Annotated in this window: 5 protein-coding genes; 3 read left to right on the top strand and 2 right to left on the bottom strand. The window is 63.0% G+C overall.

What is annotated here, in order from left to right; genetic code table 11:
* Positions 1-7: 7 nt before the first annotated feature.
* The 3 genes from clpB (at position 8) to VT85_RS16545 (ending at position 7,424) form a co-directional block, all read left to right on the top strand.
* A complete protein-coding gene (gene clpB, locus VT85_RS16555) occupies positions 8-2,644 on the top strand; it encodes an ATP-dependent chaperone ClpB (RefSeq protein WP_068417634.1) in 2,637 nt (878 codons plus the stop codon).
* A 211-nt stretch (positions 2,645-2,855) separates the two neighbouring features.
* The gene (locus VT85_RS16550) at positions 2,856-5,951 is read left to right on the top strand and encodes a PSD1 and planctomycete cytochrome C domain-containing protein (protein WP_197490806.1); all 3,096 of its coding nucleotides are present in this window, start codon (positions 2,856-2,858) and stop codon (positions 5,949-5,951) included.
* A gap of 3 nt (positions 5,952-5,954) precedes the next feature.
* Entirely contained in the window at positions 5,955-7,424 is a 1,470-nt protein-coding gene (locus VT85_RS16545) for a DUF1501 domain-containing protein (protein ID WP_068417628.1), read from the top strand.
* A 1-nt stretch (position 7,425) separates the two neighbouring features.
* On the opposite strand, the gene treS is transcribed toward VT85_RS16545, so the two are convergent.
* Both treS and VT85_RS16535 read right to left on the bottom strand, forming a co-directional pair.
* Positions 7,426-10,827, bottom strand: a complete 3,402-nt coding sequence (gene treS / locus VT85_RS16540) for a maltose alpha-D-glucosyltransferase (RefSeq protein ID WP_068417625.1) — start codon at positions 10,825-10,827, stop codon at positions 7,426-7,428.
* A 291-nt stretch (positions 10,828-11,118) separates the two neighbouring features.
* Entirely contained in the window at positions 11,119-12,588 is a 1,470-nt protein-coding gene (locus tag VT85_RS16535) for a DUF1501 domain-containing protein (protein WP_068417622.1), read from the bottom strand.
* Between the last annotated feature and the right edge of the window lie 8 nt (positions 12,589-12,596).

The following is a 12,596-nucleotide window of genomic DNA, read 5'->3' as shown; positions in this document are numbered from 1 at the left end:
ACGACCCATGGCCTTCCGATTCGACAAGCTCACTCTCAAGAGCCAGGAGGCGCTCCAGGGCGCCCAGACACTCGCCGGCGAGCGCAGCCATCAGCGGCTGGAGCCCATGCACCTCCTCGCCGCTCTGCTCGGCCCCGATCAGCAGGTTGTACGGGCCCTATTCACTCAGCTCGGCGTCAGCCCAGCCCAGGTGCTCAAGGCCGCCCAGCAGGGCCTCGAAGTCCTGCCCCGCGTCACCGGCGGTGAGGTTTCCATCGGTCCCGACCTCGCGGCGGTGCTCGACTCCGCCCAGGCCGAGGCCGACCGAATGAAAGATCAGTACGTTTCGGTCGAGCACCTCTTACTCGGCCTCACCAAGGTCAAGAGCAAGACCCAGGCCTTGCTGGACTCGCTGGGCGTCACCGCTCCTGAGATCCTCAAGGCCCTGCAGAAAGTCCGGGGCGGGCAGACGGTGACCGACCAGAACCCCGACGACAAGTACCAGGCCCTGGAGCGTTACGGCCGCGATCTCGTGGAGGCCGCCCGCAAAGGGAAGATGGACCCGGTCATCGGCCGTGACGCTGAGATCCGTCGCGTCGTCCAGGTGCTCAGCCGACGCACCAAGAACAACCCCGTCCTCATCGGCGAGCCCGGCGTCGGCAAGACCGCAATCGCCGAGGGACTGGCCCAGCGAATCGTCTCGGGAGATGTCCCCGACAGCCTGCAAAACCGGAAGCTGATCGCGCTCGACATGGGCGCCCTCGTCGCCGGGGCCAAGTATCGGGGCGAGTTCGAGGAGCGGCTCAAGGCCGTCCTCAAAGAGGTCACCGAGTCCGAAGGCCGAATCATCCTTTTCATCGACGAGTTGCACCTCGTCGTCGGAGCGGGCAAGGGGGATGGCGCGATGGACGCTGCCAACCTGTTGAAGCCGGCCCTGGCCCGAGGCGAGCTTCGCTGTATCGGCGCGACGACGCTCGACGAGTTCCGCGAGCACATCGAGAAGGACCCGGCCCTGGAGCGGCGGTTCCAGCCGGTCTTCGTCGGCGAACCCTCGATCGACGATACGATCGCCATCCTCCGTGGCATCAAGGAACGCTACGAAGTCCATCACAAGGTCAAGATTAAGGACTCCGCGCTGGTCTCGGCGGCCAAATTGGCCTCGCGATACATCACCGACCGGTTCCTGCCCGACAAGGCGATCGACCTCGTGGACGAGGCCGCCAGCCGCCTCTCGATGGAGCTGCAGTCGGTCCCCACCGAGATCGACGTCCTCCAGCGTCGGCTCCTTCAGCTCCAGCTCGCCCAGCGTATGCTCCAAAAGGAGGAGGAGGAGCATGCAGTCGAGAGGCTGGAAGAGGTCGAGGCGGATATCGAGCAGGTTGAAAAGCAGCTCCAGGATCTTCGTCGTCAATGGGAGATGGAGAAATCCGGCCTGGGCGACGTCCAGAAGGTCCGCGAACACCTGGAATCGGTCAAGAACGACTACAGTCGGCTCTGGGACGAGATCCGCCACAAGCAACAGCACGGCGAACGACCCGACGAATCCCAGTTCCAGAAGCTCGCCGCGCTCGACTCGGAGCGGAAGGCTCTGGAGAAACGGATCGCCGAGTCCGAAACGGCCGGCGACGATCAACCGAAGGAGAAGGGCCAGCGTCTGCTCAAGCGCGAGGTCGACTCCGAGGAGATCGCCGAGGTGGTCAGTCAGTGGACGGGAGTGCCGGTCTCCCGGATGCTCGCCACCGAGCGCGAGAAGCTGTTGAAGCTGGAAGACCAGATCCATCTAAGGATGGTCGACCAGGAGGACGCCGTCCGCGCCGTGGCCGACGCCGTCCGCCGCAGCCGCGCAGGGCTTCAGGATCCCAACCGTCCCATCGGTTCGTTCCTGTTCCTCGGCCCCACCGGCGTCGGAAAGACCGAGTTGGCAAAGGCCCTCGCCGAGTTTCTGTTCGACAGCGAAACCGCGATGGTCCGTCTAGACATGAGCGAGTACGGCGAGCGTCACAACGTCGCCCGCCTGATTGGGGCCCCTCCAGGCTATGTCGGCTACGAGGAAGGGGGACGACTTACCGAAGCGGTCCGTCGACGCCCCTACTCGGTGGTGCTTCTGGACGAGGTCGAGAAGGCCCACCGCGACGTCTTCAACGTCCTTCTTCAGGTCCTCGATGACGGCCGCCTGACCGACGGCCAGGGTCGCACGGTGGATTTCCGCAACACGGTCATCATCATGACCTCCAACCTCGGCAGCCACATCATCGCCGACCTCACCGCGAAGGGGACCGATGAATCCACCATTCGGAACCAGGTCCAGGAGGTGCTCCGACGCGAATTCCTTCCCGAGTTCCTCAATCGCATCGACGAGACCATCATCTTCCACCCGCTCGGGCGGAAGGAGTTGGGGCAGATCGTCGGGATCCAGCTTAAACGGCTGGAACGGCAACTCGCCGAGGCCAACCTCTCCGTCCGGATCACGGAGAAGGCGCGAGAACAGCTCGTCGAGGAAGGCTTCGACCCGACCTACGGCGCCCGACCGCTGAAGCGCGTGATCCAGCAAAGATTGGCCAACCCTCTCGCAAAAGCTCTGCTCGACCAGCGCGTCAATCCTGCCGACGTCGTCCAGATCGACTGGGACGGCAAGGCGTTCAGCTTCACGCCCAACCGTGCATGAGGCTCTCGAACCCCTCAGGTCGCACGGCTCTCCGCGCGGCCTGGGGGAGCCGCCCATCGTCCCCGCCTGTGTTCGGGGGCTGGCTCGCCGTGCAGTGTCAGGTATGATGGGCATGATACGTTTTAAGGTGGACGCCCTCGATTCCCCATCGAGGAATCCCATCTCGGCGAGGACGATCGATCGGGAGGACTCGGCCGTGCATCATCGTGTCTTGGTCGGAATCCCGGCGCTCTTCCTGTTCCTTACGCCTGGGCTCCGCGATGCGGCCTTCGCGCGCGACCCCACGGGCAGGATCGAATTCAATCGAGACGTCCGACCGATCCTGTCGGAGAATTGCTATAGCTGCCACGGGCCGGACAAGAGCCAGCGGAAGGCCAAGCTTCGACTCGACGAGCGCGCCACGGCCACCAAGCACGGAGCGATCGTACCTGGTAGTCCGGACGACAGCGATCTCGTGCTTCGCATCCTCAGCGAAGACGACGACGTCATGCCGCCCCGGTCGTCGCATAAGTCGCTTTCCGACGATCAAAAGAAGACCCTCCAAGCGTGGATCTCGCAGGGGGCCGAATATCAGGATCATTGGGCTTACGTCATCCCGACGCGGCCGTCGATTCCCGAAGTCCGGCGCGAAGCCTGGGTTCGCAACCCCGTCGACGCCTTCTTGCTCTCTTCGCTCGAATCCAGAGGGATCGAACCGTCGCCGGAGGCGGCCAAGGATCGACTCATTCGAAGGCTCTCGCTCGATCTGATCGGCCTTCCGCCCACCTCCGAAGAGGTGAGCGCCTTCCAGATCGATACGGATCCACGGGCCTACGAACGGCTCGTCGACCGCCTACTCGACTCTCCCCACTACGGCGAGCGCATGGCCGTCGGCTGGCTGGACCTCGCTCGGTTCACGGATACCGTCGGATATCACGGAGACCAGGGCCAGCGCGTCTTCCCTTATCGCGACTACGTCATCGATTCCTTCAACCGCAACAAGCCGTTCGACGTCTTCGCGACCGAGCAACTCGCGGGCGATCTCCTACCCGATCCCACGCCCGAACAGCTCGTCGCGACCGGATTCAACCGCCTGAACATGATGACTCGGGAAGGCGGAGCCCAGCCCGAGGAGTACCTGGCGAAGTACGCCGCCGACAGAGTGCGGACCGTCGGCCTCACGTTCCTCGGATCGACCCTCGGATGCGCCGAGTGTCATGATCATAAGTTCGACCCTTTCACCCAGCGCGACTTCTACGCGCTTTCGGCCTTCTTCGCCGACGTGAAGCAGTGGGGCGTCTACAACGACTATGACTACACCCCCAACCCTGAGTTGAAGGGGTGGAGCAACGATCATCCGTTCCCTCCCGAAATCGAAGTCGAGAGCCGTTACCTCAAGGATCGGCGAGACCGGCTCATGGATGAACTCCGACAGGTCGCGTCCGCACACGCCGATCCCGTCGCGCTCGACGCCTGGTTCGATCAAGCTCGGTCGACTCTCGAAGCCGAAACATCCGGCTGGGTTCCGCTCGATTCTGAAAGCACTTCCCCTGAAGCGGGGACTCTCCTCCCCGACGGGAGCCTACTCGTCAGGACCGTCGCCAAGTCGGATCCCACGTCGAGGGCGAACAAGGCAGCGGATCATCGCTTCAAGATCGATCGTGCGGTCGGCTGGATATCGCGAATCCGCGTGGAGTTACTCCCACATGAGGATCATCGCGGCCGGATCACCCGCGACGGCTCCGAGGTCGCGACCGTCTCCTTGTCCGCTTCTGTGAAGTCCCAAAACGGCAAGGAACGGAGTCCGCTCAAGTTCTACCTGGCCGACGCCGACCTCAAGTCGCCCAGATACTTCAACGGCGACGAGGTGCCGGGCGTACTCGCCGGCTGGCGAACCTCGAGTGCTCACTCCACGGAAACGCATACGGCGGTCTGGTGTCTCGATCCGCCAGTCCTGCTCCAGCAAGGCGAGTCCCTTGAGGTCGCGATCAAAAGTCCGCAGGCCGGCTGCGTGCGCGTTTCAATGACTCCCTTCGGACTACCGGACGATGGGCATCTGCTCCGCGGCCCAGACGCCGAAGAACGTGCGGCCTTCGCATCATCCGACGTCGTTCGAGAGCCCGGTCAGGATGATCGACTCCGTCGCCTTTTCCATCTGAGCACGGCAGCCGACCTAGGCGTGTGGCAACAGCTGCGCGAACTCGGCAGAGGGATATTCGCCTGTCGCGACGGCCGCGCATTCAGCATGGTGACACAGGCGACCACTCCAAGCGAGACCCGGGTCCTGCCTCGGGGCGACTGGCAGAACCGCACGGGGGAGATCGTCGCGCCCGAGGTTCCGAGGTTTCTTCCGCACGAGTCCGTCGCGGCGGATCGCCGACTGACCAGGCTCGATCTCGCCCACTGGATCGCTTCGCCTGAGAATCCGCTGACCGCGCGGGTATTCATGAACCGGCTCTGGAAGCAGGTCTTCGGAGTTGGGATCAGTCAGGTCATGGAGGACGTCGGCGGCCAGGGCGAGTGGCCGGTCCATCCCGAACTGCTCGATTGGCTGGCTGTCGAATTTCGCGAATCGGGCTGGGATGTCAAACGGATGGTGAAACTGCTCGTGACCTCCTCGGCGTATCGTCAGGACTCTAGGGGCCGCCCCGACCTGAAGGAACTGGACCCCGGAAATCGCTGGGTGAGCTTCCTGTCGCCTCGCCGTCTTGAAGCCGAGTTCGTGCGTGACAACGCGCTGGCCGTTGCAGGCCTCTTGAGTCTAGACGTCGGCGGCCCGAGTTCTTTCCCGTACCAGCCGGCCGGCTATTACGCCAATCTTCAGTTTCCGGATCGAACCTACGTCGCCAGCGATGGAGAGCTTCAGTATCGCCGCGGCGTCTATTCGCACTGGCAACGGACGTTTCTGCATCCGATGCTGGCGAACTTCGACGCGCCCGCCCGCGAGGAATGCACGCCGGCGCGGAACGTCGCCAACACCCCCCAGCAGGCGCTCACTCTCCTCAACGATCCCACCTTCGTCGAGGCCGCCCGCTCACTCGCCGCCGGCCTCCTGGAGAATCAGACGTCGATGACGGACGAGGACCGCCTTGGTAGGCTGTTCCTCAAGGTGCTGGCTCGTCCGATCGAGGAGGCCGAGCGGCTTTCGCTCGTCGCCTTTCTGGCCGAGCGCCGCGAGTTCTATCGGCAGAACCCCGAAGCAGCCGATGCGATCCTCAAGATCGGCCAGGCGCCGGTGCCGAAGGACGTCGATCCGGCCGAAGTCGCGGCCTGGGCGACGACCTGCCGCGTCGTGCTGAACCTTCATGAAACCATCACCAGGTATTGAATCATGAATCAACCGAGTGATCTCGACGCCTGGCGCACCAATCTGCAACGGCGGGTCTTCCTCCGAAATTCGGCTTACGGCCTCGGGTCGCTGGCCCTTGCAGGACTCCTCGACCCGAAGCTCTTCAGAAGCACCGCGCGAGCCGCCGGAGGCGATGCTTCTCGGTCCGAGGCTAGCTGGCGCGGCGTCGTTCGTCCCGCGCACCTGCCCATCAAGGCGAAACGGGTGATCCACCTCTGCATGGCCGGCGGGCCGTCGCAATTCGAGAGCTTGGACTACAAGCCTCGCCTCAAAGAACTCGACGGTCGACCGTTCCCCGAGTCCTTTACCAGGGGGCAGCAACTCGCGCAGCTCCAGAACAAGACCTTGATCGCACGTGGGCCATTCTGTGGTTTTCAGAAGCACGGGGAGTCCGGTCAGGAGATCTCCGACCTCTTCCCCAACATCGCGTCGATCGCGGATAAGATCGCCATCGTCCGCTCGATGACCACCGAGCAGATCAACCACGATCCGGCTCACGCCTTCATGAACAGCGGTTCCATCATCAAGGGCCGCCCCAGCATGGGATCCTGGTTACTCTACGGCTTGGGCTCCGAGACTGACGAACTACCCGGTTTCGTCGTGCTCACGTCGGCCGGGGCCACGGGTCTCCAGCCGGTCTCGGCGCGTCAGTGGTCGGCCGGATTCCTGCCCAGCAAGTTTCAGGGCATCCAGTTCCAGTCCAAAGGGGACGCGGTCCATTACATAAGCAATCCGCCCGGCGTGGATCTGGAAACACAGCGTGGTACGATCGCCGAGATCAACCGCCTCAATGGGATCCTCGCCGGCGATCGTCTCGATCCTGAGATCCAGACGCGAATCGCCCAGTATGAACTTGCCTCTCGAATGCAGGCGAGCGTCCCCGAGCTGACCGACTTCGCCAGCGAACCGCGCTCCGTGCTCGATTCGTACGGTGTGACCAATCCGGGTGACGGAAGCTTCGCTTCGAACTGCCTGATGGCACGCCGACTCGCCGAGCGCGGGGTGCGGATGATCCAACTCTACCATCGCGCCTGGGACCACCACGGCGACATTCAGCGAGGGATGACCCTCGCGGCCAGGGACGTCGATCAACCCTGCGCCGCGCTGGTTAAAGACCTCGAGCAACGTGGACTTCTCGACGACACCCTGGTGATTTGGGGCGGCGAGTTCGGTCGAACTCCCATGGGGCAGGGGACCGGTCGCGACCACCACATCCTCGGTTTTTCCCTCTGGATGGCCGGAGGCGGAGTCAAGGGTGGGATAACTTACGGTGCGACCGACGAACTCGGTTACAAGGCCGTCGAGAACGTGGTCCATGTCCGCGACCTGCACGCAACGATCCTGGCGCTCTTCGGGATCGACCACGCGCGCCTCTCATACAAGTTCCAGGGACTCGACGTCCGTCTGACGGGGGTCGAACCGGCGCGCGTGGTCAGGGAAATCCTCATTTGAATCAAGCTGAAGGCTGCTCAGGAGACGAGGCGGCTGCCGGCTGAGGCTGCAGCTCGCGAAGGAGAGCCCGGATCGGGATGGCGACCCAATCGGGTCGGCGAGCGAGATCGCGTCCGATGTCGTCCACCGTGCGTTCGAGCAGCAAAATGTTCAGCAAGAGGTCGATGTCGTTGCGGCTCTCGGGAAGCAGGCCGGGCTCGTCGATGGCCTCCAGATAAGCTTCAAGGAAATGCCTCGCCGCCCGAGCGACCCAGCGCCTCGCCCACGGTTCCAGGGCTGATCGATCCTCCTCCCGGACCATGCCCGGGGGCCGGGCCTGCTTCCTGCCGAGATCGAATAGAACGCTGGACGCGGCGTAATCGAACGAACGGATCATCGACGCCACGTCGCGGAGCGGCGACCGTTTCACCCGTCGTTCGCCCGATGAGTCGTCGGCGTCGCCCTCGAAATCGTAGACGACCAGTTCGGCCCCGGTATAGAGAATCTGATCCAGTTCGTAATCGCTGTGGATTCGGATCCGCGAGCCGCCGAAGCTGCGATCCGAGACCTGTCGGAACCGAGCCAGTAGTTGCTCGCGTAGGTCCAGCACCTCGGCCGCCTCGGTCCTCGTCGGCTCGGGCAACTTGGCGAGCACGCTTGTAAGGCGCGTGAAGACCTGGTGGGTTAGATTCCGCGTCGATTGGTAGAGAGACCTTTGATACAGCCGACCGAACGACTCGGGACGAAATTCCGGCGTCGTCTTGTCCGATGCCAACGTCCGATGAAGCAGCGCAGTCTTGACGCCGAGGTGCTGGGCGTGGACCTCGAAGCCCGCCATCAACCCTTCGAGAATCGACTCCTCGTTGGTCGTCGGCTCGGGCGACTCGACGTGGGATTCCGACTCGACGCTCCGTCGGTGGAGGTGCGCGGCGACCCGTTCGTAAAACTGACTGAGATGGTTCAACGTCAGCGCCCACGCCGTTCCCTGGTTGGGAACGAACTGGTTCAAAACGGCCATCGTAACCGGCGCGCCGTGAACGCGCCGATACTCGAGGTAGCCCAGCACGGGCGCCACGATGAGCGACGTCTGGCGGGTCGAGAGGAACGAACGCATCTCGAAGTCCGGGTTGATCTCAGAGTCGATGCACCGGAACGTCTTGAGGGTGAGTCGCTCGTCGAAGATCAAGGTCGTGTTGAACCGCTCGCTGCGGATAAGCTGCGTCGGCACCAGAGGTGCCCCACCGAGTTCCAGGTCGGTCAGTCCCATCAGGGGGACCGCAGCGAGTTCTCCGTCGGCGAGCGGCACCGTCATCCCATTTCGAATCGCTCGGACGATCTCCTCGCCGCATGAAGGGACCGTCAGCGCGTCGCAAAGAACTCCGCCATGAGGCTTGAGGGTTTGCGCCAGGAAGGTTCCCGGCCCGGGGTCGAGCAGGTTCGGGACCTGCTCCTCCGAAATCAACATCAAAGGTAGGATGTTCGTCTCCACGTCACCCGATTCCAACGCGGCCCCGACGACGAGCCACTGGACGTCCCCGGTGCCCATTGGATCCGGCACGGAACGGGTCACGTTGACTTCAGTGATCCTCGACATGCCGACCGGCCTACGGCGCTCCAAAAAATTCGGAAGCAGCCGCCCGATCCTCATCGAGTCCATTCGGGCCAGCTCCGTCCGCCAATCCTGCTTGATGGCCAGGACGGGCAGGTCGGAAATCCGCAGCGGCTCCTTATCGGCCGTATTGACCCCCACCTCCGATGGCTTGAGCAGGAACCAGAAGAAACCATACGCGGAGAGCGTCAGACGATAGGGCCGGTCGTCGACCGGCGGCATGAGGGTGTGGCCTGAAAGCTCTTCCAGGGCGAAACCGTGAAACTCACGTAGGTCGAGGTCGACGTACTGCATGAAGCGGGACAGGTTCGCGACGACCAGAATCGACTCATCTTTATATCGTCGTATGAACGCTAAAATTCGTGAGTTCTCCGGCCTGAGGAACTCGATCGTTCCGCGGCCGAACGTCTGGTGTTGCTTGCGAAGCGCGATCAGTCGCTTGACCCACCACAGGAGCGAACTCGGATTCTCCTGCTGGCTCTCGACGTTCACGGCCTCGTAGTGATACTCCGGATCGATGATGACGGGAAAGTAGAGCTTCTGCGGATTGCAGGTCGAGAACCCGGCGTTTCGATCCGGCGACCACTGCATCGGCGTGCGCACGCCGTTCCGGTCTCCGAGATAGATGTTGTCCCCCATGCCGATCTCGTCGCCGTAGTAGAGAACCGGCGTCCCCGGCAGCGAGAACAAGAGCCCGGTCATCAGTTCGATCCGCCTGCGGTCGTTATGAAGCAAGGGGGCGAGGCGATGGCGAATCCCGAGGTTGATGCGGGCCTCGGGATCGTGCGCGTAGGCGCGGTACATCGAGTCGCGTTCCTCGTCGGTCACCATCTCGAGCGTCAGCTCGTCATGGTTCCGAAGGAACATGCACCACTGGGAATTGTCGGGGATCGTGGGCGTCTGCGCCAGGATGTCGAGGATCGGGTATCGATCTTCTTGATGGAGAGCCATGAACAGCCGGGGCATGACGGGAAAGTGGAACGCCATGTGGCATTCGTCGCCGTCGCCGAAATACGCCACGGCGTCCTCGGGCCACTGATTGGCCTCGGCGAGGAACATTCGGGGCGGCGAGGGGAACTTCTCGTCGAGACGGCGACGCAACGCCTTGAGGAAGAGGTGCGTCTCGGGGAGATTCTCGCAGTTGGTGCCTGGACGCTCGTAGAGATAAGGGATGGCGTCGAGACGGAGGCCGTCGATGCCCATGTTGAACCAGAAATCCAGGAGCGGGAACACAGCCTCCCAGACCGCTGGGTTGTCGTAATTGAGATCAGGCTGGTGGGAGTAGAACCTGTGCCAGTAATAAGCGTTGGCGACCGGATCCCAGCTCCAGTTCGATAGCTCGAAATCCTTGAAGATGATCCGGGCTTCAGAGTAAAGCTCGGGCGTATCGCTCCAAACGTAGAAATCGCGTTCAGGACTCCCAGGAGGAGCATTGCGGGCCCTCTGGAACCAGGGGTGCTGGTCCGACGTATGGTTCAAAACCAGTTCGGTTATGACCTTGAGTCCGAGATCGTGGGCCGTTTCCAGGAACTCGCGAAAGTCCGACAGACGCCCGTACTGCTTGTTCACCGATGTGTAGTCGGCGATATCGTAGCCGTCGTCTCGCAAGGGCGACGGATAAAACGGAAGCAGCCATATCGCAGTGATGCCCAGATCGCGAAGATAAGGCAGCTTGAGGGTGAGCCCTCGGAAGTCACCGATGCCATCACCGTTGCTGTCGTAAAAGGCCCGGACGTGGGCCTCGTAGATGATCGCGTCCTTGTACCAGAGACCGTCGTCTGACACCGCCGTGACTCCCATCTCAAGGGGACGCATCGACGCGCCCGCCGAACTTCCTTGGAACAATCCCGATGCAGGCAAGCAGATTCGATGCCAGCCTTATCCCTGACCTTGCAAACCTGAGAGAGATCTAGCCGATCGTCCCTGAGCCGACTGGCATACGGAACGCCGGATGCGGCCGACTACAAAGTTGCAGCTGGCACGCGGCGATCGAGTCGCTTTAAGCCCAGCCCGCCAGTATCCAATGAAGGCCATGGGCATGAGGCGCGCGAAGGCGTCGGCGAGCGAGATGGTTCCCCATCAGGACCGTGGCCTGAGCCGACCGCTTCAAGCCTGGATCACATCCTTGACGACGTTTCCGGCGACGTCCGTCAGTCGGAAGTAGCGTCCCTGGAATTTATAAGTCAGTCGCTCGTGGTCGATGCCGAGAAGCGCCAAGATCGTGGCCTGGAAGTCGTGGATATGAACGGGGTCGGCGACGACGTTGTAGCCGAAATCATCGGTCTCGCCGAACGTGAGGCCGGGCTTCACCCCCCCCCCGGCGGCCCAGGCGGTGAAGCACCGAGGGTGATGGTCTCGCCCGTAATCGGTTGGCGTCAGTTTACCCTGGCTGTAGTTTGTACGACCGAATTCCCCTCCCCAGAGCACGAGGGTGTCCTCGAGCATCCCACGCTGCTTCAGGTCGTGAATGAGCGCGGCGCAGCCCTGGTCGGTTTCCTTCGTCAGCTGCCGGATGCCGGCGGGCAGGCCGCCGTGGTGATCCCAGCCGGGATGGTAGAGTTGGATGAACCGCACCCCGCGCTCGGCGAGTCGGCGAGCCAGGAGACAGTTGGCGGCGAAGGTCCCCGGCTTGCGGGCGTCGGGTCCGTAAAGATCATAGATATGATCGGGTTCATTTGCCACGCCGGCGGCCTCCGGGACGGAGGTCTGCATCCGGTAGGCCATCTCGTACTGGGTGATCCTCGCGGCGACCGCCGGGTCGAGGCTCGATTCGTACTCCTTCTGGTGCAGTTCGCGGAGGCGATCGAGCATCTTGCGACGACCCGCGGCGCTTGTCCCTGGTGGATTCTCCAGATAGAGGACCGGCTCGGCCCCGGATCGGAACTGGACGCCCTGATGGATCGACGGCAGGAAGCCGTTGCCCCAGAGCCGCGAGTAGAGCGGCTGATCGACGGGCCTCTGGCTGATCAGGACGCAGAACGTCGGCAGATTTTCATTCATCGATCCCAGGCCGTAACTCAGCCAGGCGCCCATCGAGGGCCGGCCGGCGATCTGCGAACCGGTCTGGAAGAAGGTGATCGCCGGGTCGTGGTTGATGGCCTCGGTATGGAGCGACCGGATGAAACAGAGGTCGTCGGCGACCTTCGCGGTGTGCGGCAGCAACTCGCTGATCCACGCGCCCGAGTCGCCGTGACGCGAAAACCCGAACAACGAACCGGCGAGCGGCAAGGCCGCCTGGTTCGAGGACATCCCAGTCAGACGTTGACCTTGCCGAACCGATTCGGGGAGATCGCGCCCGTTCATCTGATTCAAAAGCGGCTTGTAGTCGAACAGGTCGAGTTGCGACGGACCTCCGCTCATGAACAAGTAAATGACCCGTTTCGCCTTGGGAGCGAAATGCGGTCCGTCCAGAGCGCCCCGGGCGGCGTCCGGCGAACCGGAGGACGACGGATCGGCCGCGCCCCCCAGAAGGGTCGCGAGCGCCGCCCCACCCAGTCCAAGGCTCGTCCGCGAGAAGAAATGGCGGCGAGTGCTGATCAAGAGGGGGTCGTCTCGATGTTCACGAATCTCGGCCATGACGCCTC

Origin of the sequence: Planctomyces sp. SH-PL62 (genome assembly GCF_001610895.1) — a bacterium.
Taxonomy (GTDB): domain Bacteria; phylum Planctomycetota; class Planctomycetia; order Isosphaerales; family Isosphaeraceae; genus Paludisphaera.
Note: the sequence above shows the minus strand (reverse complement) of the source record. Positions and strands in the feature narration are given on the sequence as shown.

Excerpts from the sequence above, each read along its gene's own strand:
- VT85_RS16545 (WP_068417628.1), top strand. The coding sequence starts at position 5,955 with ATGAATCAACCGAGTGATCTCGACGCCTGGCGCACCAATCTGCAACGG.
- clpB (WP_068417634.1), top strand. The coding sequence starts at position 8 with ATGGCCTTCCGATTCGACAAGCTCACTCTCAAGAGCCAGGAGGCGCTC.
- treS (WP_068417625.1), bottom strand. The coding sequence starts at position 10,827 with ATGCGTCCCCTTGAGATGGGAGTCACGGCGGTGTCAGACGACGGTCTC.
- VT85_RS16535 (WP_068417622.1), bottom strand. The coding sequence starts at position 12,588 with ATGGCCGAGATTCGTGAACATCGAGACGACCCCCTCTTGATCAGCACT.